The sequence below is a fragment of the Streptomyces sp. NPDC045026 genome, from assembly GCF_056432625.1.
Map to the genome: position 1 here is coordinate 214,279 of NZ_JBWKIS010000009.1, position 21,799 is coordinate 236,077.

The following is a 21,799-nucleotide window of genomic DNA, read 5'->3' on the forward strand; positions in this document are numbered from 1 at the left end:
GGAACTGTGTCCCCGGGCCTCATCTCATTTGCCTGCAAGGACGATCGTTCGGCTGAAGCCTTGTGGAGCCCCCGCCGCGAGGCGACCGCCATCCGCCGCCACCAGGACCGCCCCGGCCGTGATCCCCCGTCACGGTCGGGGCACTTTCGTTGTTCGGCATCCTTCCGCAGGACGCGCCGCCCCCTCGCCGCCCACAATGGAGGCAGAGGCCACCGCTGAAGGAGGCGACGTGGACATCGACGATCAAGGGCGGGGAGACGACGTCTACCAGCCCGACGGGTCCGAGGTCCAGGACGACGAGGGGCTCCTCGATCAGGAGGACACCCTGCTCGGCGGCGGCGTCACCGATCCGCTCGACCAGGGCTATTCGCCGCCCGAGCGGCCCTGGGGGGTGGAGCACACCGGAGTCACCTGCACCGAGCAGCGGCTCGGCGAGACGCTCGACGAGCGCCTGTCCGAGGAGATCCCTGACCTGGCCGTGCCCGACGACGACGGCATCGGCGACACCTGGGACACCGACGGCGAACCGCTCGACGACGAGGTGGGAGACACGCGCTCGGGTCGGCTCGTGGCACCCGGCGAAGGCGTCCGCAGGGACGACGAGAGCGAGCTGTTCGCCGAGGACGTCGGGATCGACGGTGCGGCCGCATCCGCCGAGGAGGCCGCCATGCACCTGGTGGAGGACGTCCGCAGAGGGCGTGATCCGCGGCGGGTCACCGACTGACCGTGCGGGAGAGGTGAGCCCGGCTTAGGGTGACGGAAGTCAGCCGACTGCATTGCACCCCTGCGGGAGAGTCAGTGACGCAAACGCAGCCTGTCATGGCGCCGCACTCGACAGCGGCCCTCTTCCTCGTCGTGACCACGGCACCCGGCGCCGAACTCCGCGTCCGCGACGAGCTCAGCAACCTGAACGGGCTGCTGCGCTCGGTCTCGTTCCGCTCCCCGGACTCGTTCCTGTCGTGCACCGTCGGGATCGGTTCTCTTGTCTGGGATCGGTTGTTCGACGGGCCACGGCCTGCGGGGCTGCATCCCTTTCGTGAGCTGAACGGCGATCGGCACCGGGCCGTCGCCACTGCGGGGGATCTCCTTTTTCATGTGCGGGCTCGGCGCATGGACCTCTGTTTCGAGCTGGCCGGCCACATCGTCGGACAGCTCGGCGACGCCGTGACCGTTGTGGACGAGGTGCACGGCTTCAACTACTTCGACGACCGGGACCTGCTCGGGTTCGTCGACGGGAGCGAGAATCCGACCGGTGACGCGGCGCGCTCTGCCGTGTTCATCGGCGATGAGGACGCCCCGTTCGCCGGCGGCAGTTACGTCGTGGTGCAGAAGTACCTGCATGACATGACTGCCTGGAACGCACTGTCGACGGAGGAGCAGGAGAAGGTCATCGGCCGCTCCAAGGCGGACAACATCGAGATGTCCGACGAGACCAAGCCTGCCAACTCCCACGTCGCCCTCAACACCATCACCGAGGACGGCGAGGAACGGAAGATCGTCCGTCAGAACATGCCGTTCGGGACGCTCGGGCGCGGCGAGTTCGGGACGTACTTCATCGGGTACGCGCGGACCCCGGAGGTCACCGAGCAGATGCTCGAGAACATGTTCATCGGCAGCCCGCCCGGCAATACCGACCGGATCCTCGACTTCTCCACCGCCGTCACCGGAAACCTGTTCTTCGTCCCCAGCGCAGAATTCCTCGACAACCTGCCGGACCCGCCCGCTCTCCGGGACGCAGCACGCGAACTTCCCGCCCCCGCCGCGTCACCGCAGCCCGTCGTCGCCCCGCCCGACGGTTCGCTGGGCATCGGCGGCCTCAAAGGAGCCCCCGCGTCATGAACAACCTGCACCGCGAACTCGCCCCCATCAGCGAAGCCGCCTGGGCGGAGATCGAACAAGAGGCCGGCCGCACCTTCCAGCGCCATGTCGCGGGACGCCGCGTCCTCGACGTCACCGGACCCGACGGGCTCGAACTCGCGGCCGTCGGCACCGGGCACCTGCGGTCCGTCACTCCTCCCGCCCCGGGAGTCATGGCGCGGCTGCGCGAGGCCCAGCCTCTCGTCGAACTGCGCGTCCCCTTCACCGTCAGCCGCGAGGCCGTGGACGACGTCGCACGCGGCTCCAACGACTCCGACTGGCAGCCGGTCAAGGACGCGGCCCGCACCATGGCTTTCGCCGAGGACCAGGCGATCTTCGACGGCTACGCCGCGGCGCAGATCCAGGGTGTCCGTGAGCGGACGTCCAACCCGGTTCTGAGCCTGCCCGCCGAACCCCGCGACTACCCCGACACCATCAGCAGGGCCCTCAGCGCCCTGCGCCTCGCCGGCGTCGGCGGCCCGTACTCGCTGCTGCTCGGCGCCGAGGCGTACACGGCGGTCAGCGAGACCACCGACCACGGGTTCCCCGTGTCCGGCCACATCGCCCGCCTCCTGGACGGCGAACTGATCTGGGCACCCGCGATCAACGGCGCCTTCGTCCTGACCACCCGTGGCGGCGACTACGAACTCCGCATCGGCCAGGATCTTTCGATCGGTTACACCTCCCACGACGCGAGCGGCGTCGAGCTGTACTTCCAGGAGACGCTGACGTTCCTGATGTACACGGATGAGGCCGTTGTGGCTCTGCGGGCGTGACGACCGGGGTCTGTTGACTCGGTGTGCGGGGGCGGCTAGGAAGATCGGATGAGTCGACCTACCGTTTGCGGGCCCGAAGGGCCTCTGCGCGCCGGACCCGCTGCGTCCGAGCTGCCCGTGCGCGCCGTTCTCTTCGACTTCTCCGGCACCCTCTTCCAGATCGGCACCTACGCCGACAGGATCAGGGCCGTGCTGGGGCCCGTCGATGAGCTGGTCATGGACGGCATCCTCGATGGACTCGAAGCCGGCCTCACCGACCCGGACGTGGTCGCCGCGCAGCTCGGCAGGGACGTGTCCGCGAAGGCCCACCGGCATGCCTTCACCACCTGGTACGCGTCGGCTCCAGAGCTGGCCCCGGTCGCAGACGTGCTGTACGAGCAACTGCGCGAGCCCGAACACTGGGTGCCGTACGCCGACGTCGAAGCGATCCTTGCCCGGCTTGTCGACGAGGGGATTCTGTTGGGCGTCGTCAGTGACGTCGGCTGGGATCTGCGAGCGACCTTCGCGCGGCACGGGCTCGACGGTTTCTTCTCCAGCTGGGTGCACTCCTATGAGCACGTCACCGAGAAGCCGGATCCGGTGCTCTTCCAGCTGGCCTGCGACGAACTCGGCGTCTCGCCCGCCGAGGCCCTGATGGTGGGCGACCACCCGGCCAAGGACGGCGGGGCCGTCGCCGCGGGGCTGCGCGCCTACGTCCTGCCGGCCGGGGCGACCCCCGGGGCCCGTCGCGGGCTCGACGCCGTGCTCCGGCTTGTCGCCGCGGGCTAGGTCACGTCCGTCCCAGTCCGGGCGCGCCCCACACCGGGAACCAGCGTTCGAGGTCCGGCTCGATGCGGAGGTCGTCTCCGACCACCGCACGTACGCGCAGTTCGAGGGCGTTGTCGCGCTTCTCTCCGGGGAGAGGGGCGAAGGGGTAGAACGTGCCCCGCTTGTAGAGGTACACGAGCGCCAGTGAGCGGCCCTCCGCGTTGCGGAAGCCGGCCAGGGAGCACAGGAGCTGAGGGCCGAAGCCGTTGCCTTCGAGCGTGGCGTTCACCGCGTGCAGATCGCCGACCAGCGCCGGGAGGTCCGAGGGGGCGCGTCGGGAGAGCAGCCACGTGTAGCCGTATTCGTCCCGGCTGAACTCCGCCGCGTCGCCCCGTTCGGCGTCGGCGTTCAAGAGCGCCCCTACGTCCTGACGGATCGTGTCGAAGGCCGTCCCCTCGACCGACGTGAAGCACACCGAGCCGAGGCCCGTCGGCGTGAACCCGGCGGCAGCCTCCAGCGTGACCGCCGCCGACGGCAGGCCGAAGAGCCGGTCGAGGTCCGGTGGGGCGGGCCTCGTGCGCCCGAGCAGGATGTCCAGGAAACCCATGTGGATCCCTTCGGGGCTCAGGCCGGGCGGCCGAGGTCGGCGGAGATCGCCGCCAGCTGGTCGAGGCGCTGTTCGAGCGAGGGGTGCGTGGAGAAGAGCCGGGGGAGCGGGGCGTTCCTCGACAGCGCGGGGATGAAGTAGAACGCATTGAACGCGCGGGCCGTCCGCAGGTCCTTGTTCGGGATGCGGGCGATGTCCCCGTCGAGCTTGGTCAGGGCGGACGCCAGTGCCGACGGCCGGCCGGTGAGCAGCGCCGCGGCCCGGTCGGCGGCCAGCTCCCGGTACCGGGAGAGCGCCCGGATGAGGACGAAGCTGATCGCGTAGACGGCGGCCGAGACGCCCACCACCACGGCGAGGACGACCAGCGTGTTCTGGTCGGTCCTGCGGCGGCCGCCGAGCAGCTCGGAGTAGAACGCGAAGCGCACGACGATGCCGGCGATCACGCCGAGGAACGAGGCCACGGTGATCACGGCGACGTCGCGGTGCGCCACGTGGGACAGCTCGTGCGCGAGGACGCCCTCCAGCTCGTCGGGCTCCAGACGGTGCAGCAGACCCGTGGTCACGCAGATCACGGCGTGATTGGCGTTGCGGCCGGTGGCGAAGGCGTTCGGCAGATCGGTGCCGGCGAGGGCCACCTGCGGTTTCGGCATGTCGGCGGTCGCGCACAGCCGGTCGATCACGCCGTGCAGCTGGGGCTGCTCCTCACGGGTCACGATCCGGCCGTGCATGGCGTACAGGGCGATCCGGTCGGAGAACCAATACTGCGACCCGAGGAGTCCCGCGGCGATCACGACGACCAGGAGCGTCGACTTGAGCAGGACGAGGAGCGCGCCGACGAAGGCCACGTACAGCAGGCCCAGCAGGAACACGGTGACCAGCATGCGTGCGGTCAGCTGCCGGTCGGCCTTGAACCGGCTCCCTCCGGCCTTCAGAGTGGTTGCCACAGCCGTCACCGCCTTCGTTCCGCAGCGACGCGCCGCCGTACGGGCCGCTCGCGCGGAGCGGGACCGGCGGTGCGCTCACCTTCCACGATGCCACTAACCGGGGCTCTTCCGACCAGTAGCGCACGGAGCCCGTCAGTTCCTCGTGAGCCCGCCTCGGTCGTCCTGCTCGGCCGCGACGAGACGCCCGCCCCCGTCAGGGCGCCCCCTCACCCCTCGTTCGTCCCCAATACCAGTACCTGGATGGCCAGGACCGCGGCGCCGCGGGCCCACTCGTGGAAGTCGGAGACCTTTGTCTCCAGCAGGACGGGGTCCGCCATGGGGTGGCGGTTGGCGAGGATCGCCTCGCGGACCACGCCGCCCGCGACGTCGGCGAGGCCCACCCCCTCGCCCGCCAGCAGGATCTTCTCCGGCATCGCGAAGTTGGCGATCTGCGCGACCAGGGTGCCCAGGGCCCGGGCCGCCTCGCCGATCACGCGTGAGCAGAGCGGGTCGCCGGACTCGGCGCCGGCCAGGATCTCCTCGTACGTCACGTCCCGGCCGGTGGCCGCGCGGACCTGGTAGCAGATGCTGGGGATGGTCAACAGAGCCATGGCGCTGCCCCGTTCGCCGTTCGGGGTGAGCGGGCCGTTGGCGTTGATGATCCAGCGCTTGCCGACGCCGTGGCCGTCCTCGCCGGTGCGGACCAGGCGTCCGCCGAGCACGAGACCGTAGCCGATGCCCGCCCCGATGGTGAGGACCGCGAACCGGTCGAGGCCGCGGCCCGCTCCGAACCAGGCCTCGGCCTCGATCAGCGCCGCCACGTCGCTGTCGACGACGACGGGCAGTCCCGTGCGCTCCTCGATCATCTCGGCGAGCGGTACTTCCTCCCAGCCGAGGAACGCGTTCGCGACGACGGTCGCCCGGTGTCTGACCTTGCCGCCCACGCCGATGCCGATTCCGGCGAGGCGCGGGAAGCTCTCCTGGAAGCCCGTGGTCATCCGATGCAGGAGGTCCGCGATCTCCTCCGGGTCGTGCGTGTCCAGGGGCTCGGAGCGGCGGGCGACGATCTCGCTCCTGAGAGTGGTGACCACGCCGTAGACCGCGTCCGCCGTGATCTTGAACCCGGCGAAATTCTGTGACCCGGCGACGATGTCGAGCGGCTGCGAGGGGCGTCCCTGGCGCAGTGAGGCCGCCGTCGTGGAGTCCTCGACCAGCAGGCCGGACTCGATGAGCGGCTTCGTCAGACGGGTGAGGCTGCCGGCGGACAGGCTCAGCCGCTTGGCGATCTCGCTGCGGGACAGCGGGCCGTGCGTCAACACCTCGATCGCGACCGCGCGTTCACCGGGGCTCAGGGGCAGCCAGCTCGCGGTACGTGCGCTCATGGGCTCCTCGCGCTGGTTGTCGAAGGGGGTGGGGTGCGGACCTGAGCCTGTCACAGCCCGTCGCGGCCTGTCGCAAAGAATTATTCCGGGGCGGAATCAATGTCAAGGCTCGATCCTGTGGGAGCGGCGCCTGAAGGAGGTCATGGAGGTCGCTGCACGCCTCTTGACGCGCTGATTGTTTCGCGTCAAAAGTAATCGGCGCGAGGACGAGTCGCGGACGAGGGAGTCTCAGATGACTGTCGCCTCAAGCAGCCCACCCACCCGAGTGCGGCTGCCTGGTGCCGAAGCAGCGAACAAGAAGACCAAGGACCGGATCAGGGAGCGGGACGGTGGAGGAAGCGGCGGGGACGGCGCCCTCGCGGCGGTGTTCATCGCCCCGGCGCTGCTCGGCTTCCTGGTCTTCCTGCTCTGGCCCACGCTGCGCGGGATCTATCTGAGCTTCACCCGCTTCAACCTGCTCACGCCCGCCGAGTGGGTCGGCCTCGACAACTACGTGCGCATGGTCAACGACCCCATTTTCTGGGGGTCGTTGAAGGTCACCGTCGAGTACGTGGTCATCAACATCGGCATCCAGACCGTCGCGGCGCTCACCATCGCCGTCCTGATGCAGCGGCTGACGAAGTCGGCGCTGCTACGAGGCATCGTCCTGACGCCCTACCTCGTGTCGAACGTCGTCGCCGGCATCGTCTGGCTGTGGATGCTCGACACCCAGCTGGGCATCGGCAACCGCGTCATCGGCGGGCTCGGCTTCGACCACATCCCCTTCCTGACCGACGAGACCTGGGCGATCCCGACCATCGCGCTGATCAACGTGTGGCGCCACGTCGGCTACACCGCGCTGCTCCTGTTCGCGGGGCTCCAGACCATCCCCTCCGACGTGTACGAGGCGGCGAAGGTCGACGGTGCGAGCGAGTGGCGGATGTTCTGGCGCGTGACGCTGCCACTGCTGCGCCCGGTGCTCGCGGTCGTCCTGATCATGACCGTCATCGGCTCGTTCCAGGTTTTCGACTCCGTCGCCGTGACGACGAACGGCGGGCCCGCCAACGCCTCGAACGTCCTCCAGCTGTACATCTACGGCTCCGCGTTCGGCCGCTTCCAGTTCGGCTACGCCTCCGCCATGTCCGTGGCCCTCCTGGTCGTCCTCAGCGTGATCACCGTCATCCAGTACCGGCTCACCCGCGCCGGACACACCGACCTCGGCTAGCGACGAGCGAGAGAAAGGAGCCATCGCCATGGCCGCCGTGACCACCACAGCGCCCCGCACCCGCGCCCGGCGCAGGATCTCGCCCGGACGCGCCCTCGCCTGGGCCGCGATGACCGCGATCGTCGTCATCACCCTGGTGCCGTTCTACTGGATCCTGCGCACCGCCCTGTCCTCCAACGCCGCGCTCACCGCCGACCCTTCGTCCCCGCTGCCCACCGGCCTGACAGGCGGCGGCTTCGCCCGGGTCTTCGGGCAGCAGAGCACGAAGGAGGCGCTTGCCCAGGGCGGCGCGGGCGGGTCGATCGACTTCTGGCGCTATCTGCTGAACTCCGTGGTCGTCTCGACCCTGATCACCGTCTGCCAGCTCCTGTTCTCCGCCATGGCCGCGTACGCCTTCGCCCGGCTGCGCTGGCGCGGCAGGGACCGGATGTTCGGCCTGTTCCTCGCCGGGCTCATGGTGCCGACCATCTTCACCCTCCTGCCGAACTTCGTCCTGATCAAACAGCTCGGCCTGGTCGACACCCTGCTCGGGATCGCCCTGCCCAGCCTGTTCATGACGCCCTTCGCGGTGTTCTTCCTGCGGCAGTTCTTCATGAACCTGCCCCGAGAGGTCGAGGAGGCCGCGCTGCTCGACGGCGCCGGCAAGGTGCGGATCTTCTTCCGGGTGCTGCTGCCGATGGCGTCGACCCCCGTCATCACGCTCGGCGTCCTGACGTACATCACCGCCTGGAACGACTACTTCTGGCCGCTGATGGTGTCGTACAGCGACAGCTCACGCGTGCTCACCGTCGCGCTGAGCATCTTCCGCGCGCAGACCCCGCAGAGCGGCACCGACTGGTCGGGCCTGATGGCGGCGACGCTCGTGGCCGCGCTCCCGATGCTCGTGCTCTTCGGCTGCTTCGCGCGGCGCATCGTCAACTCCATCGGCTTCAGCGGGATCAAGTAGAGAGGCAGGAACCTGATGCGACTGCGTGCCTTCACCGCCCTCGCGGGGGCGCTCGCCCTCTCACTGGTGTCCGGCTGTTCGGCGGGATCGTCCTCCGGCTCCGCCGCGCACACCGTGACCTACTGGCTGTGGGACTCCAACCAGCTGCCCGCGTACGAGGCCTGCGCCAAGGACTTCGAGAAGGAGAACCCGGGCCTCGACGTACAGATCACACAGATGGGGTGGAACGACTACTGGACCAAACTCACCGCGAGCTTCATCGCCGGTACCCAGCCCGACGTGTTCACCGACCACATCCAGAAGTTCGCCCAGTTCGCCGACCTGGAGGTGCTCGCGCCCCTCGACAGGCTCCCGCACACGAGGAGCATCAAGGACGCGGACTACCAGCCCGGGCTCGCCGCCTCCTGGGTCGGCCAGGACGGGCACCGCTACGGCGCCCCGAAGGACTGGGACACCGTCGCCCTCTTCTACAACAAGAAGATGGCGCGCGAGGCCGGACTGACCGCCGGCCAGCTCAACAACCTCACCTGGAACCCCGAGGACGGCGGCACCTTCGAGAAGGCCATCGCGCACCTGACCGTCGACAGGAACGGAGTGCGCGGCGACGAGAAGGGCTTCGACAAGAACCACGTCAAGGTCTACGGCCTCGCCACGAACGACGCGGGAGACGGCGACGGCCAGACCCAGTGGAGCGCGTTCGCCGCGTCCATGGGCTGGCGCTACACCGACCAGCCGGCCTGGGGCACCCACTACAACTACGACGACAAGAGGTTCAAGGCCGCGATCGACTGGTACTTCGGCCTGGCCAAGAAGGGCTACCTCCCGCCCCAGAAGGACTTCTCCCAGACCAACGGACCCGATGTGCAGTTCGGTTCGGGCACGGCGGCGACCTCGCTCAACGGCTCGTGGATGATCAAGACGTACTACGGGTTCAAGGGCATCCAGGCGGGTACCGCCGTCACTCCCGTCGGCCCCAGCGGCAAGCGCGCCACCATGATGAACGGCCTCGCGGACTCCATCACCAAGAACGCGCGCAACAAGCCGGGCGCCGAGAAGTGGGTGGCCTACCTCGCCTCCCACGCCTGCCAGCGGACGGTCGGCGAGCACGGGATCGTGTTCCCGGCGACCAAGGACGGCACGGCGGCGGCCGTGGCCGCGTACAAGAAGGACGGCATCGACGTCACGGCGTTCACCAAGCCGGTCGCCGACAAGACGACCTTCTCCTTCCCGATCACCAACTACGCGGCGGACGTGTACGCGTTGATGCGGCCCGCCATGCAGGACATCTACGCCAACGACGCGCCCGTCGGCGGCCTCGACCGCACCAACAACCAGATCAACCTCCTGCTCTCCCAGTGAAGTTCAGGGAAGTGGAGGAGTGTGCAGCAGTGCAGTTCCGTGAAGTTCTTTGACGTTCAGTGAAGTTCAGTGAAGTTCAGTCTGTGAAGGGATCCTCATGACGTTCTCCATCGGCATCGTCGGCGCCGGGCAGTTCTCCGGGCAGTTCGCCAAACTGTTCCGCGCCCACCCCGGTGTCGGCGACATCCACGTCACGGACCTGCTGCCGGAGCGCGCCGAACAGCTCGTCGCCGCCCAGCGGCTCACCGGCACCTTCCCCTCGTTCGACGCCATGCTGGAGTCCGACACGATCGACGCCGTCGCGGTCTTCACCCAGCGCTGGACCCACGGCCCGCTCGTCCTGAAGGCGCTGCGCGCCGGGAAGCACGTGTACTCGGCGGTGCCGATGGCGATCACCGAGGACGAGATCGCCGCCATCATCGACGCCGTGCGCGACACGGGCCTTACGTACATGATGGGTGAGACCAGCCAGTACAACCCGGCGACCGTGCACGCTCGCAACCAGATCGCGGACGGCGCCTTCGGACGGCTCTTCTACGCCGAGGGCGACTACGTCCACGACATGGACCTCGGCTTCTACGACGCCTACCGGTACAGCGGCGGCGACAACTGGAAGGCCACCGCCAGCTATCCGCCCCTGCTCTACCCGACGCACTCCGTCGGCGGCGTGCTCGGCGCCTGGCAGACCCACGCCGTGAGCGTCTCCGCGATCGGTGTGCCCGACGAGCACGGTGACGGGGTCTTCGACAAGGAAGTCAGCCAGTTCGGCAACGACCTGTCGAACGCGACGGCGCTCTTCGAGGTCGCGGGCGGCGGCTCGTTCCGTACGAACGAGTTCCGCAGGGTCGGCTATCCCTCGCACATCCGCGAATCGCGGTTCCGGTTCTTCGGTACCGACGCCAGCATGGAGCAGCTGGCCACGGTCAGCTTCTGGCAGGACAAGAAGGGCGTGCAGGACATCTCGGAGCTCCTCCAGCCCAAGCCGACCCTGCCGGCCGACGACCCCTCGCTCCAGCACATCGCGCCCGCCCTCCGGGACGCGTTCACCTCAGGATCGGCGCCCGTGCACGACCGCGCCCGGCTGCCCCGCGAGTTCGACCACATGCCCAACGGCCACGAGGGAAGCCACCACTTCCTCGTCGACGACTTCGTCACCGCCGTCGCCACGAGGACCCTGCCGTCGGTGAACGCCTGGGTCGCCGCCCGCTACACCCTGCCCGGCATCGTCGCCCACGCGTCGGCCCTTCGCGGGGGTGCACGCCTGGACATCCCGGACTTCGGGGACGCTCCCAACTCCCTCTGAAGCAGAGGGACGAGAGATAAGGGGGAGGCGGTTGTGAGCCTCCGGTGCGCCAGGAGTAGGGTGCGCGCACTGTCACACGGGGCGAAACACATCGCGGAGGAAAATTCTGTGGCTGAGAACAAGAAGACGTGGCGGGCATCGGGCGCTCTCATAGCGGCCGCCACGGCAGGTGCGTTCGGCGTGGGGCTCTTCGCGAGCCCGGCGCAGGCGCACACCCCCGTGTGGGAGGTGACCTGCTCGCAGGTCAGCCTCGACCTGACCAACTACGGGTCGCGGTCCGAGAACACGGTGAACGTCACGGTGGACGGCAAGGACCTCCTGCCCACCGAGACGTTCCAGAACGACTTCCACAAGAAGCTGGACCTGCCTGAGCACAGCAAGGAGCTCACGGTCCGCCTGGTCGTTAAGGCCAGTGACGGCGACCAGTACTCGCGCGACGAGGAGAAGACGGCCCCGGTGTGCGAGGGCAGCACGCCCAAGCCGTCGGACACGCCGAAGCCGACGCCGACGCCGTCGAAGCCCGCCGACACGGCGACTCCCACGCCGAGCGACAAGCCCAGCACGGCGACGAGCTCCGCTGCCGCGGTGCCCTCGTCCAAGCCGAGCGCCGACTCGGGCGACCTCGCCGAGACGGGCTCGTCCAGCGCCACGCCGCTCATCGCCGGGGCGGCCGCCGTGGTGATCGTCGCGGGTGGTGGCCTCGTGTGGGCGACGCGCAAGCGCCGTAGCGCCGCTCAGGGCTGAGAACATGTGTGGGGGCGGGCCGTTCCTGGTCCGCCCCCACACGCATGTCCGAGCACGGAGGTGAGGTGGCCATGACGGCCGTCGGCGAGGGGCACGCCCCGGAGGACCGGAGCGCTCTGGTCATCACTCTGCCCATGGCGAACCCGCTGCTCGAAGCGGCGGCGGAGGTCAACCCCGCGCTGGTGAGAAAGGGCCTGCCCGCCCATGTCTCGCTGCTCTACCCGTTCCTGCCCGCGGCGGAGCTGACGGCGGACGTCGACGCCGAGGTGCGCGACCTCGCGTCGTCACTGCCCGCGGTCGAGACGGATCTGAAGGACTTCGTGGTGGCACCGCGCTTCGTCGCCGTGCCCGTGCCCGCGCTGCAGGCCGTGGCCGATGCGTTCTGCGCACGCTGGCCGCACATCGCGCCGTACGGCGGCCGGTTCGGGGAGCGTCCCGAGCCGCATGTCACGCTGGCGACGGGGGCCACGGACGAGGAGGCGGAGCTCGTGCGGGACCGGGTGCGGCCGCTGCTTCCGCTGCGCGTGGCGGCCTGGCGGGTCGATCTGGTGGTCCGTACCGACCGGGACTGGCGGCTGCGCCTCACGGCGCCGTTCGCCGCCAGCCCCTGAACGACTACTGCTGGTACGGGTTCTGGCCGAGCGGCTGGCCCGGCTGCTGCTGACCCTGGGCCGGGTAACCGGCGGGCGCGGCGGCCTGCGCGAGCAGCGCCTCCGCCTGCTCCTTGGCGAGGTGGTGCTCGATCCCGCAGAACGTGCACTGCGAGCGGTACTTGCTCGAGATGGGGAACAGCGGCACGAAGAACAGCGTGAACTTCGTGACGTACTTGCGCAGCGCGTGCGCCGCGGGATTGCCGCAGTTGCCACAGACGAACGTGAGCATGGCGAGCTGGTACAGATATCCCCGCGTACCGAAAATGATCATTGGTGGCCCCTCCCGACCGGCGACCCGCCGGCACATGAGCGGCGGTGTCCCGCCATCGTAGAGGGAGCACACCGAGGCCGGCCGGGCGCAGTGGCCCTCAGGAGGCGTCGAGGTCCAGGGCCGTGGCCATCGCCTCCATCGCCACCACCTGGTCCTCGACGGGTACCTCCGCCAGATTGAGGTCGCCCCACTGGATCTCGTCCGCGCCCAGCTCCACGCACCGCTTCCGTTGTTCACGTGCGCCGTCGACCAGCGTGGCCACCGGGTCGGGAGTGTCCTGGGAGACCGCGAGGATCCGGATCACCACCGGACCGGCGCCGCCGGCTTCCCGGTACCAGCCGATCTGTGTACGGGCGGTGTCCCAGTCCTGCGGGAACACCACGGTGACGAATCCCGCGCCGAGCCGGGCCGCCCGTTCCACCGCGGAACGCGCGCCCGCACCGATCACCAGGGGGAGCGGGCCGTTCACCGGCTTCGGCCCGACGGTCGCCGGCGGGATCCGGTAGAACTTCCCCTCCTACCGCACCGGGTCCGGGCCCCAGCAGGCCCGCATCGCGGCGATGTGTTCCTCGAAGCCCGCGCCCCGACGGCCGGTCGGCACCCCCGTGGCCGTGAACTCCTCCGGCAGCCAGCCCTGGCCGATCCCGACGTCGAGCCGCCCGCCGGAGAGCCGGTCGAGGGTGGCGAGCCGCCGGGCAAGGATCAGCGGCGGCTGGAACAGCGCGTTGACGATTCCCGTCGCCAGCCTGATCCGGCTCGTGTGCGCCGCGGCCCAGGTGAGCGTCTCCAGCGGGTCCCACACGTACGACTCGGGCAGCCGTGCCTCGTTGTGCCAGTCGGGTCCGGCGGGGAGCAGCAGCCGCTCGGACAGGGACACGCTGTCGAAGCCGAAACGCTCGGCGGCCCGCGCCACGTCGGCGATGGCCTCGGGCCCTGCGTACGGTCCGAAGCTCGGCAGACCGAAGCCGATACGGGGGGTGTTCATCGGGAGCTCTCCTCTGTCGGGGGTGCTGCTCCGTGTATGACCGTGAGCGGGCCCGGAACTCATCGCGTGAGCGCGGGAGCGACCGGACGCGGGACGATCTCGCCCGATTGCATGTTTCGGTGCGAACAATGGATCGCTGGACGTGTCCTTGACAGGAGAGTTTGCCGCAATGAGCATCGTTGTGCTTTCACCAGCCGGTGAAGGTCATCCGAACGATGGAGGGGGTTTACGAATGTCCGCGATCGTTTCCACGCTCAAGCACACCAAGTACGTCATGGGTTCGCTGGCGGCGGTGCTCTTCACCAACTGCCCCAGCTGACGCGGCGACGGGGCGGGCGGCGACGGCCGCCCGCCCCGTTTCTCTGCCGCGTTTCAGGGGGGGGCACGGTTCACGGTGCGCGATGTGTCGGAGGCGGGGGAGGAACCATGTTCGACGCGGGGATCCGGCAGTTCCGAATGGCGTTGGCGATGGTGCTCGGCCGCCCCATCGACGTACGCTCCGCCGAGCGGCTGGTCGAGGACGCCCTGGCGACGATCGCCGAGTTCGGCTCGCCGGGAGAGGATGTCGAGCAACTCCTGCGGGGTGCGGCCGCCGACCCGCAACTGCGCGCCGACCTGACGAACAAGGCCCTGCGCCGCACCGCCAGGCGCCTGGCCGACAAGTCACCCTTCTACGCCGAGCACTTCGAGGCCGCGGGCGTCGACCCCGCCACGCTGACCATCGAGACCATGGGCCGCGTCCCTGTCACCACGAAGACGGACCTCGTCAAGCGGTCCCGCGACTTTCTGTGCGGTGAGCCGTTCCTCGCCTCGCGCACCACCGGCACGACGGGCCGCCCCGCCGAGGTCTGGTACTCCCGATACGAGGAGCGGCTGTGGCCTGCTCTGGTCGCTCTCTCGCAGGTCCTGCGCGGCAATGTACGCACTACGGACCTCGTCCAGTTCAACGTCAGCTCCCGCGCCACCGGCACCGCGTACGCGGAGATGCAGGTGGCCCGCATGGCCGGGGCCGCGATCCGCATGGTCGGCCTGGTGCCCCCCGCCGAGACCCTCGACCTCACCGTCGGCACCGACGCCCCCGCCCCGACCCTGATGGCCACCTACCCGAGCTACCTGGGCCAGTTGGTCATCCTCGCGCGTGAACGGGGCCTCGGTCCCGCCGACTTCCGGCTGCGGCGCATCAACGTGGGAAGCGAAGTCCTGTCGCCGGCCCTGGCCTCGGCCGCCGAGGAGACCTTCGGCGCCCCGGTCCACGACGGCTACGGCATGACCGAGGTGACTCCGGTCGCGGGCGCGATCTGCGCGCAGCGGCATCTGCACATCGACGCCGGGATCGGCCTCGTCGAGGTGTGCGACCTGGAGACCGGTGAGCCGGCCGAGCCCGGTGCGCTCGGCACCATCGTCGCGACCCCGTTCTACCCGTACCGGGAGTGCATGCCGCTCTTCCGCTACGACACCCGCGATCTCGTGCGGCGCCTGCCCGACGCGCCCCTCACCTGCGAGATGGCGAACGTCCCGGCCACCTCGCACATTCTCGGCAAGGCGGACCACGTGCTGAGCACCCGCGCCGGGGCCGTGATGCCGCGCGACATCATCGAGGTCCTCGACGCGCTGCCGGGCGCCCGGTGGCCCATGCGCTACCGGACCGATGTCACCGACGGCCGGCTACGGCTCGAACTCGCCGCCTCGTGCGCCGCGGACAACAGCCCGGCCGACATCGCCGGCCGCCTCGCCGCGGCTGGCATCGACGCGACCGTCGCCCTCACCGACGCCGAGGGGCACCAACTGCGGCGGTACCGCTGCGACTTGGTCGAGCACAGCTTCGCCGGGAGGGCCTCGTGACCGCCGCACAGTCCGTGTTCTTCACCCTCGTCACGCTGGGCATCGCCCTGGGCGTCTCGCTCGCCGGCGTCGCGTATTTCCGGCTCGTCACCCTCCCGCGGCCGGCAGTCGGAGCCTTCAACGGCAACGACATGGTCATCATGATGGGCTTCGTCATCGCCCTGCCGTTCCTCTATCTGGCCCTGCCCGGCGCGCTCCTGCCGCCCGTGCTCGGCCTCACCCTGGCGGGCGGCCTCGCCGTCGCCTACGGGCCCGTGGTCCGAAGCGCCCGGCTCCGGTGGCTCCTCATCGCCGCGCTCCTCGCGGCCGACTGGTTCGCCGCGCGCACCGCCGAACACGACCCGACCCATGCGCTCCCGTACTGGCTGATCAACAGCACCGTGATCATGCTGATGGCGGTCGGCGCCGCCAATCTCAATGCCCAGGGCGGTCTGCGTCTGCGGCACGTCGCCCGGTTCGCGCTCGCCCTCGCCGCGTACGACCTGTTCTTCGCCACGGCCGTGCCCATCACGCAGCGGCTCTTCGACGCCGTGCAGGGCTATGCCTTCGCGCCTTCCGCGGGCCTGCGGGTCGGAGACCTCGGCGCGGTGCTCGGCATGGGTGACCTCCTCGTGTACGCCCTCTACAGCACCGTCGCGTACAAGGCCTACGGGCGCTCCGGTCTCGCCACCGCGCTCGGCCTCGTCGCCGTGTTCGGTGCGCTGCTGCCGACCCTCGCACCGGTCACGGTCGAGGCGCTCACCGGGCATCTTCCCGAGATCGTGCCCGCGCAGATCTTCTTCGGGCCCGCCGCGTTCGTCGGTCATCTGGTGCTGCGGCGATGTGGCCCGGAGCGCCGCATGGCGGACGTCCGCCCGCCCGCTCCAGTGCCGGCCTCCGTGGCCGCGTAGAGCACCGTCGGACCTGCGCGCCCGGCCGGCCGGCCTCGACGTCGCCTCCGCCCGGGTACTGAGGGGCGCGTCGGGCCTCGCGCCTGTCGATGAGACACGGAACAGATACCTCCCCGAGCGCGAACCAGGTATGTAACGTCTATTACATCTAGCCATCGTGAACATTGATGTGTAACTTCTGGGACGTCGGCGGCGGTGATTCCGCGCGCTTCGGACGTCCGAGAGGGAACGACGTTGATGTACATCTCTGTGCCCCGCCGCGGGGCGACAGCCGTGCTGGCCTGCACGGCTCTGGCGGTGGTCTCCGGCTGCGGCTCGAGCGGCTCCGGCGGGGCTGAGCCGGCGTCCCGGGACAAGATCGCCGGGGCCACGGTCACGCGGGACGCGGCACTGCACGAGGCCCTGCCCGAGCGGATCAAGAAGGCGGGCACCGTGCGCGTGGCCACGGACGTCCCCTACCCGCCGTTCGCGATGTTCGTCACCGAGGGGGAGAGCGAACTGACCGGCCTGGACTACGACCTCGGCCAGGCCTTGGGCGCGAAGCTCGGCGTCAGGTTCGCCTTCACCCCGACGAAGTTCGACGGCATCGTGCCCGCCCTCCAAGCCGGCAAGTTCGACGCCGCGATGTCGGCCCTGACCGACAACAAGGAGCGGCAGAAGGTCGTCGACTTCGTCGACTACTCGCGTTCCGGCTCGGGAATCCTGGTGACCGAGGGCAACCCGGCGAAGATCAGCACGCTGGACGACCTCTGCGGCAGGAAGGTCGGCGTCCAGGCGGCGACCAACCAGTACAAGCTGCTCGAGGCCCACCAGGCAACGTGCAGGGCGGCCGGCCGGAAGGCTGCCGACATCCAGACCTTCCCCAAGGACTCGGACGCCCAACTCGCCCTGCGCTCGGGCAAGGTGACGGCCGAGGTCGTGACCAAACCCGCCGCCGGATGGTCGGCCAAGACCGCCGACGACGGCAAGGCCTTCGACCTGGCCGAGGACCCCGAGGCGCCGGCAGGCTACCGCGCCTCACCCAACGGCATAGCGGTCTCCCGGCAACTTCCGCAACTGACCGACGCGATCCGGCGGGCTCTCCAGGCCCTGATCGACGACGGCACCCTCACCAAGATCTGCGACAAGTACGGCGTCGCCTCCATCGCCGTGAAGGAAGCCACCAAGAACGCGGCGGTGGACTAGAGATGGCCACCACCACCCCCATGGGGACGCCGCGCATGGGCGAGACCCCCGCATCCGACGCCTTCGAGATCGTCCCCGTCCGCCGCTGGGGCCGCTGGATCTCCGCGCTGGCCGCGGCCGCCGCGCTGGCCGGCCTCGTCGGCTCGCTCGCGAAGAACGGCAACCTGCACTGGGACGTCGTCGGCCACTACCTGTTCGCCGGGCTGATCTTCGACGGTCTGGCCACCACGTTGTGGCTGACCGTCGCCGCGATGACGCTCGGCCTCGTCCTCGGCACCCTCGTCGCCGTCATGCGGCTCTCCGACGACCCGGTCCTGTACGGCCTTTCGTCGCTGTTCGTCTGGGTCTTCCGCGGCACCCCGCTGCTCGTACAGATCATCTTCTGGGGATACGCCGGAGCCCTCTACCAGCACGTGATGGTCGGCATCCCGTTCACCGGCGTCACCTTCTTCCAGGCCGACACCAACACCCTGCTCACCCCGGCCGTCGCCGCCCTGCTCGCGCTCGGCCTGAACGAGGCCGCGTACGCCTCCGAGATCGTCCGCGCAGGGATCCGGTCCGTCGACGCCGGACAGACCGAGGCGGCCCACTCACTCGGCATGCGCCCGGCGCTCACCATGCGGCGGATCGTGCTGCCCCAGGCGATGCGGGTGATCATCCCGCCGCTGGGCAACGAGACGATCAACATGCTCAAGATGACCGCCCTCGTGTCGGTGATCGCGGCGCACGATCTCATGTCCAACATCCAGGACGTGTACGGGCAGAACTACCAGGTCATCCCCATGCTCGTGGTGGCGTCCCTCTGGTACCTGGCTCTGGTCAGCGTCCTGAGCGTCCCGCAGGCGTGGCTCGAACGCCGCTACGGGCGCGGCACGGCCCGCGGAGCTGCGGTCTCCCCGCTGCGGCGCCTCTGCGCCGGATCCCTCACCGCCCTGCGCGGCCGCACACAGAAGGAGGCGGGCCGTTGAACGCGCCCATGGTGCACGCCGAGGGCGTGCGCAAACACTTCGGCAAGCTCCAGGTCCTCAAGGGCATCGACCTGACGGTCGAACGCGGCCAGGTGTGCTGCCTGTTGGGGCCCTCGGGGTCCGGCAAGTCCACCTTCCTGCGGTGCATCAACCATCTGGAGAAGACCGACGGGGGCCGCCTCTCCGTCGACGGTGAACCGGTCGGCTACCGGCCGCAGGGCACCCGCCTCCACGAGTTGCGTGAGCGCGAGGTCGCCGCCCGGCGGCGCGACATCGGCATGGTGTTCCAGCGGTTCAACCTCTTCCCGCACATGACGGCCCTGGAGAACGTCATGGAAGCCCCCGTCAAGGTCGCGGGCGCCGCCAGGGACCAGGCCCGCGACGAGGCGAGGGCTCTGCTGGACCAGGTGGGGCTCGCCGACCGGGAGGGCCACTACCCGGCCGAGCTCTCGGGCGGCCAGCAGCAGCGCGTCGCCATCGCCCGCGCCCTCGCCATGAAACCGAAGCTGATGCTGTTCGACGAACCGACGTCGGCACTCGATCCCGAACTCGTGGGTGACGTCCTTGACGTCATGCGCCGGCTCGCGGACGACGGTATGACCATGGTCGTCGTCACGCACGAGATCGGCTTCGCCCGCGAAGTCGGGGACCTGGCCGTCTTCATGGACGAAGGCGTCGTCGTCGAATCCGGTGACCCCCGACGGGTCCTGGCCGCACCGGAGCAGGAGCGCACCCGCGCCTTCCTCTCGAAGGTCCTGTGAGCGCCCCGCCCCGGCAGCAGCCCCTCGACGAGGCGCTGCTGGCCCTGTCCCACGCGCACCAGCCGCGGTACCTCGAAGACCTGGCCGAACTCGTCGCGATCGACTCCGGCTCGTACAGCTCCGACGGCGTCAACCGGGTCGCCGACCTGGTCCGGGCCAGCCTCGAGCGTCTGGACTTCTCCGTGGAACGCGTCCCGCTGCCGCCGACCCACGGACACCGCACCGGAGACGTGCTCATCGGGCGCAGACAAGGTCGCCTCGCCGTCGCCGACGGAGGCCGCAGAATCCTGCTCGCCGCGCACATGGACACCGTCTTCGACGACGGGGCCGCCGCCGAACGCCCCTTCTCCCTCAACGGATCCCTCGCCCACGGACCAGGTGTCAGCGACGACAAGGGAGGCCTGGTCGCGGGACTGGCCGCCCTCGAGATCCTCGCCCGGGCCGGCGTCGAGGACTACGCGGAACTCGTCTTCCTCGCCACGCCGGACGAGGAGATCGGCTCACCCGCCAGCAGACCGGTCACCCGGCGGGCCGCCGAGGGGGCGCACTACGCCCTCGCCCTCGAATGCGCCCGGGAGAACGGCGACCTGGTCATCGCCCGCAAGGGCGTGGCCGACTTCAGGCTCACCGTCACCGGCCGCGCCGCACACGCGGGCATCGAACCCGAACGCGGAGCGAACGCGGCTCTGACCGCCGCCCACCTCGTCATCGCGATCCAGGCGCTGAACGGCATGTGGGAGGGCGTCACCCTCAACGTCGGCGTCGTTCGCGCGGGCAGCCGCTTCAACATCGTCTGCCCCGACGCGGAACTCCTCGTCGAGATCCGCTCGGCCACGGACAGCGGGATGCGTGACGCCACCGCCGCCATCCAGGAGGCCGCCGCGCGGCCCGTCGTCCCCGGTACCCGCGTCACCGTCGAGGAACTCGAATCCTGCCCGCCGATGGAGGCTACCGAAGCCTCCCGCCGGATGTTCGACCGGGCCAAGGCCATCGGCATACGCCTGGGCCTGTCCTTCGGGGCCACGGCGACGGGCGGCGTGGGGGACGCCAACACCATCGCCGGCACAGGGGTCCCGACGCTGGACGGCCTGGGACCGGTCGGTGGCGCCGACCACACCCCCGAGGAGTGGCTCGACGTCAGTACGGTCCCGGCCCGGGTCGCCCTGCTCGCCTCTCTCATCGCCGATCTCGGCGACAGCCGCAGCGACTGACGCTGCCCCCGACGCTCCCGCACCGGTTCATCGCGCCGTTGCCCGGTGCGGGAGCTCCCGTCGTGGCCACGGGGCGCGGCGACGGTCGGGACCACAGCTCCGAAGATCGGCATTAGGCTCGGCCCGCGGGCCCACGCCCGCCGACGACCGAGGAAGGAACCCGCGATGGCCTCCGGCGCACTCGCCGACGTGATCCGGCACAAGCTGGGCGACCTCAGCCCTGCCGAGCGCAAGGTCGCCCGCGTCCTCCTGGCCAATTACCCCTCCGCCGGCTTCGAGACCGTCGCCGTCCTCGCCGAGCGGGCGGGCGTCAGCGCCCCGACCGTCATCCGCTTCGTCAACCGGCTCGGCTACCGCGGCTTCCCCGACTTCCAGACCGCCCTGCGCGAGGAACTCGACGAACGCAACGCGTCGCCCCTGTCCCTGTACGAATCCGCCGGCCGCGCCCGCACCGACGAGGCGGCGGACGGCGACGCGTCCCTTCTCGGGCAGGCCGGTCGGCTGTTCAGCTCCGCCGTCGCCCAGACCCTCACCGAACTCCCGTCGCACGACCTGGAACACGCCGTCTCGCTCCTGGCCGACGGCAAGCGGCGCATCACGCTGGCCGGCGGCCGCTTCACGCATCTTCTCGCCCAGTACCTCGGGCTGCACCTCATGCAGTTGCGCGATGACATCCGGCTCCTGCCCGAGGGCGACGTCGAGCGGACCGCGGTACTCGGCGCGCTCACCCGCCGCGACGTCCTGATCGTCTTCGACTACCGCCGTTACGAGCAGGACAAGGTCACCATGGCCCAACTCGCCCTGGAGCAGGGTGCGAAGGTCATCCTGTTCACCGACAGGTGGCTCTCCCCGGTCTCCGCGCACGCCGAGGTCGTGCTGCCCAGCCTGGTCACGACGCCGTCGCCGTACGACAGCTTCGTGCCCACCCTCGCCGTGGTCGAGACCGTCGTCGCCGGAGTCGTCGCGGCCCTCGGCGACGACGCGGCGGCGCGCCTGCGGCACACCGAGGAGATCGCGCGGCGTATCGGCCTGCAGTGATGCCGGGCATCGGCCCGCGGTGACGCGGACGGTCGGCCCGCGATGCCCTGTTGGGGCACCGGGTTGCCATGTACTGTTCAATCACGCGTGGTCCTCCCTCTTCACCGTCGATGTTCTACGCGCGCAGACTCGACGCCCGCACCGCCT

General features: G+C 69.9%; 22 protein-coding genes and 1 pseudogene. 18 read left to right on the forward strand and 5 right to left on the reverse strand.

Going from position 1 to position 21,799, the window contains the following annotated elements; translation table 11 throughout:
- The first annotated feature begins 235 nt into the window (after window positions 1–235).
- The 4 genes from AC07EJ_RS21535 (at window position 236) to AC07EJ_RS21550 (ending at window position 3,401) form a co-directional block, all read left to right on the forward strand.
- A complete protein-coding gene (locus AC07EJ_RS21535; protein ID WP_389482614.1) occupies window positions 236–724 on the forward strand; it encodes a DUF5709 domain-containing protein in 489 nt (162 codons plus the stop codon).
- Window positions 725–798: 74 nt separating this feature from the next.
- Window positions 799–1,839, forward strand: a complete 1,041-nt coding sequence (locus AC07EJ_RS21540; RefSeq protein WP_478884732.1) for a Dyp-type peroxidase — start codon at window positions 799–801, stop codon at window positions 1,837–1,839.
- A complete protein-coding gene (locus AC07EJ_RS21545) occupies window positions 1,836–2,633 on the forward strand; it encodes a family 1 encapsulin nanocompartment shell protein (protein WP_389482411.1) in 798 nt (265 codons plus the stop codon). The genes AC07EJ_RS21540 and AC07EJ_RS21545 overlap by 4 nt, the downstream gene beginning before the upstream one ends.
- Window positions 2,634–2,681: 48 nt before the next feature.
- The gene (locus AC07EJ_RS21550; protein ID WP_389482409.1) at window positions 2,682–3,401 is read left to right on the forward strand and encodes an HAD family hydrolase; all 720 of its coding nucleotides are present in this window, start codon (window positions 2,682–2,684) and stop codon (window positions 3,399–3,401) included.
- A 1-nt stretch (window position 3,402) separates the two neighbouring features.
- On the opposite strand, the gene pspAB is transcribed toward AC07EJ_RS21550, so the two are convergent.
- The 3 genes from pspAB to AC07EJ_RS21565 all read right to left on the reverse strand — a co-directional run bounded on the left by pspAB (window position 3,403) and on the right by AC07EJ_RS21565 (window position 6,292).
- Window positions 3,403–3,987: a PspA-associated protein PspAB gene (gene pspAB, locus AC07EJ_RS21555; RefSeq protein ID WP_389482407.1), complete on the reverse strand. Its 585-nt coding sequence runs from the start codon at window positions 3,985–3,987 to the stop codon at window positions 3,403–3,405.
- Between the two features lie 17 nt (window positions 3,988–4,004).
- Complete coding sequence (gene htpX, locus AC07EJ_RS21560) at window positions 4,005–4,931, reverse strand: zinc metalloprotease HtpX (RefSeq protein ID WP_389482405.1); 927 nt, start codon at window positions 4,929–4,931, stop codon at window positions 4,005–4,007.
- 206 nt (window positions 4,932–5,137) lie between these two features.
- Entirely contained in the window at window positions 5,138–6,292 is a 1,155-nt protein-coding gene (locus AC07EJ_RS21565) for an ROK family protein (protein ID WP_478884733.1), read from the reverse strand.
- Between the two features lie 232 nt (window positions 6,293–6,524).
- Here AC07EJ_RS21565 and AC07EJ_RS21570 point away from each other — a divergent pair, with 232 nt between their 5' ends.
- The 6 genes from AC07EJ_RS21570 to AC07EJ_RS21595 all read left to right on the forward strand — a co-directional run bounded on the left by AC07EJ_RS21570 (window position 6,525) and on the right by AC07EJ_RS21595 (window position 12,459).
- Window positions 6,525–7,496 carry a carbohydrate ABC transporter permease gene (locus AC07EJ_RS21570; protein ID WP_478884734.1) on the forward strand — a complete coding sequence of 324 codons (972 nt, stop codon included), beginning with the start codon at window positions 6,525–6,527 and terminating at the stop codon, window positions 7,494–7,496.
- Window positions 7,497–7,524: 28 nt separating this feature from the next.
- Window positions 7,525–8,442, forward strand: a complete 918-nt coding sequence (locus AC07EJ_RS21575) for a carbohydrate ABC transporter permease (protein ID WP_389482398.1) — start codon at window positions 7,525–7,527, stop codon at window positions 8,440–8,442.
- A 15-nt stretch (window positions 8,443–8,457) separates the two neighbouring features.
- Window positions 8,458–9,801 (forward strand): ABC transporter substrate-binding protein, encoded by a 1,344-nt coding sequence (locus tag AC07EJ_RS21580; RefSeq protein WP_389482396.1) that lies wholly within the window; start codon window positions 8,458–8,460, stop codon window positions 9,799–9,801.
- A gap of 97 nt (window positions 9,802–9,898) precedes the next feature.
- Window positions 9,899–11,104, forward strand: a complete 1,206-nt coding sequence (locus AC07EJ_RS21585; RefSeq protein ID WP_478884735.1) for a Gfo/Idh/MocA family protein — start codon at window positions 9,899–9,901, stop codon at window positions 11,102–11,104.
- Between the two features lie 108 nt (window positions 11,105–11,212).
- Complete coding sequence (locus AC07EJ_RS21590; protein ID WP_389482392.1) at window positions 11,213–11,848, forward strand: LAETG motif-containing sortase-dependent surface protein; 636 nt, start codon at window positions 11,213–11,215, stop codon at window positions 11,846–11,848.
- Window positions 11,849–11,892: 44 nt separating this feature from the next.
- On the forward strand, window positions 11,893–12,459 hold the full coding sequence (locus tag AC07EJ_RS21595; RefSeq protein ID WP_389482390.1) for a 2'-5' RNA ligase family protein: 567 nt from the start codon (window positions 11,893–11,895) through the stop codon (window positions 12,457–12,459).
- A 4-nt stretch (window positions 12,460–12,463) separates the two neighbouring features.
- Here the strand turns inward: AC07EJ_RS21595 and AC07EJ_RS21600 are convergent, their stop codons facing one another.
- Window positions 12,464–12,772 (reverse strand): zinc ribbon domain-containing protein, encoded by a 309-nt coding sequence (locus AC07EJ_RS21600; RefSeq protein WP_362902818.1) that lies wholly within the window; start codon window positions 12,770–12,772, stop codon window positions 12,464–12,466.
- Window positions 12,773–12,869: 97 nt separating this feature from the next.
- A pseudogene (locus AC07EJ_RS21605) lies at window positions 12,870–13,934 on the reverse strand (TIGR03619 family F420-dependent LLM class oxidoreductase).
- On the opposite strand from AC07EJ_RS21605, the gene AC07EJ_RS21610 reads away from it, so the two are divergent.
- The 8 genes from AC07EJ_RS21610 to AC07EJ_RS21645 all read left to right on the forward strand — a co-directional run bounded on the left by AC07EJ_RS21610 (window position 13,927) and on the right by AC07EJ_RS21645 (window position 21,652).
- Window positions 13,927–14,076, forward strand: a complete 150-nt coding sequence (locus AC07EJ_RS21610) for a hypothetical protein (RefSeq protein ID WP_165914302.1) — start codon at window positions 13,927–13,929, stop codon at window positions 14,074–14,076. The pseudogene AC07EJ_RS21605 and the gene AC07EJ_RS21610 overlap by 8 nt on opposite strands.
- Window positions 14,077–14,183: 107 nt before the next feature.
- A complete protein-coding gene (locus AC07EJ_RS21615; RefSeq protein ID WP_478884736.1) occupies window positions 14,184–15,599 on the forward strand; it encodes a phenylacetate--CoA ligase family protein in 1,416 nt (471 codons plus the stop codon).
- On the forward strand, window positions 15,596–16,489 hold the full coding sequence (locus tag AC07EJ_RS21620) for a hypothetical protein (RefSeq protein ID WP_478884737.1): 894 nt from the start codon (window positions 15,596–15,598) through the stop codon (window positions 16,487–16,489). The genes AC07EJ_RS21615 and AC07EJ_RS21620 overlap by 4 nt, the downstream gene beginning before the upstream one ends.
- A gap of 237 nt (window positions 16,490–16,726) precedes the next feature.
- The gene (locus tag AC07EJ_RS21625) at window positions 16,727–17,674 is read left to right on the forward strand and encodes an ABC transporter substrate-binding protein (protein ID WP_389482381.1); all 948 of its coding nucleotides are present in this window, start codon (window positions 16,727–16,729) and stop codon (window positions 17,672–17,674) included.
- A 2-nt stretch (window positions 17,675–17,676) separates the two neighbouring features.
- On the forward strand, window positions 17,677–18,642 hold the full coding sequence (locus AC07EJ_RS21630; protein ID WP_389482379.1) for an amino acid ABC transporter permease: 966 nt from the start codon (window positions 17,677–17,679) through the stop codon (window positions 18,640–18,642).
- 8 nt (window positions 18,643–18,650) lie between these two features.
- Window positions 18,651–19,403: an amino acid ABC transporter ATP-binding protein gene (locus tag AC07EJ_RS21635; protein ID WP_389482611.1), complete on the forward strand. Its 753-nt coding sequence runs from the start codon at window positions 18,651–18,653 to the stop codon at window positions 19,401–19,403.
- On the forward strand, window positions 19,400–20,614 hold the full coding sequence (locus AC07EJ_RS21640) for a M20 family metallopeptidase (protein WP_478884738.1): 1,215 nt from the start codon (window positions 19,400–19,402) through the stop codon (window positions 20,612–20,614). Before AC07EJ_RS21635 ends, AC07EJ_RS21640 begins: the two co-directional genes overlap by 4 nt.
- A 165-nt stretch (window positions 20,615–20,779) precedes the next feature.
- Window positions 20,780–21,652, forward strand: coding sequence for a MurR/RpiR family transcriptional regulator (locus tag AC07EJ_RS21645; RefSeq protein ID WP_478884739.1), 873 nt, complete (start codon window positions 20,780–20,782; stop codon window positions 21,650–21,652).
- Window positions 21,653–21,799: the final 147 nt, after the last annotated feature.

Coding starts and splice junctions, on each gene's coding strand:
- AC07EJ_RS21545 (WP_389482411.1), top strand. CDS start 1,836: ATGAACAACCTGCACCGCGAACTCGCCCCCATCAGCGAAGCCGCCTGG.
- AC07EJ_RS21550 (WP_389482409.1), top strand. CDS start 2,682: ATGAGTCGACCTACCGTTTGCGGGCCCGAAGGGCCTCTGCGCGCCGGA.
- pspAB (WP_389482407.1), bottom strand. CDS start 3,987: ATGGGTTTCCTGGACATCCTGCTCGGGCGCACGAGGCCCGCCCCACCG.
- AC07EJ_RS21565 (WP_478884733.1), bottom strand. CDS start 6,292: ATGAGCGCACGTACCGCGAGCTGGCTGCCCCTGAGCCCCGGTGAACGC.
- AC07EJ_RS21570 (WP_478884734.1), top strand. CDS start 6,525: ATGACTGTCGCCTCAAGCAGCCCACCCACCCGAGTGCGGCTGCCTGGT.
- AC07EJ_RS21575 (WP_389482398.1), top strand. CDS start 7,525: ATGGCCGCCGTGACCACCACAGCGCCCCGCACCCGCGCCCGGCGCAGG.
- AC07EJ_RS21580 (WP_389482396.1), top strand. CDS start 8,458: ATGCGACTGCGTGCCTTCACCGCCCTCGCGGGGGCGCTCGCCCTCTCA.
- AC07EJ_RS21585 (WP_478884735.1), top strand. CDS start 9,899: ATGACGTTCTCCATCGGCATCGTCGGCGCCGGGCAGTTCTCCGGGCAG.
- AC07EJ_RS21595 (WP_389482390.1), top strand. CDS start 11,893: ATGTCCGAGCACGGAGGTGAGGTGGCCATGACGGCCGTCGGCGAGGGG.
- AC07EJ_RS21600 (WP_362902818.1), bottom strand. CDS start 12,772: ATGATCATTTTCGGTACGCGGGGATATCTGTACCAGCTCGCCATGCTC.
- AC07EJ_RS21610 (WP_165914302.1), top strand. CDS start 13,927: ATGAGCATCGTTGTGCTTTCACCAGCCGGTGAAGGTCATCCGAACGAT.
- AC07EJ_RS21615 (WP_478884736.1), top strand. CDS start 14,184: ATGTTCGACGCGGGGATCCGGCAGTTCCGAATGGCGTTGGCGATGGTG.
- AC07EJ_RS21625 (WP_389482381.1), top strand. CDS start 16,727: ATGTACATCTCTGTGCCCCGCCGCGGGGCGACAGCCGTGCTGGCCTGC.
- AC07EJ_RS21630 (WP_389482379.1), top strand. CDS start 17,677: ATGGCCACCACCACCCCCATGGGGACGCCGCGCATGGGCGAGACCCCC.
- AC07EJ_RS21635 (WP_389482611.1), top strand. CDS start 18,651: ATGGTGCACGCCGAGGGCGTGCGCAAACACTTCGGCAAGCTCCAGGTC.
- AC07EJ_RS21645 (WP_478884739.1), top strand. CDS start 20,780: ATGGCCTCCGGCGCACTCGCCGACGTGATCCGGCACAAGCTGGGCGAC.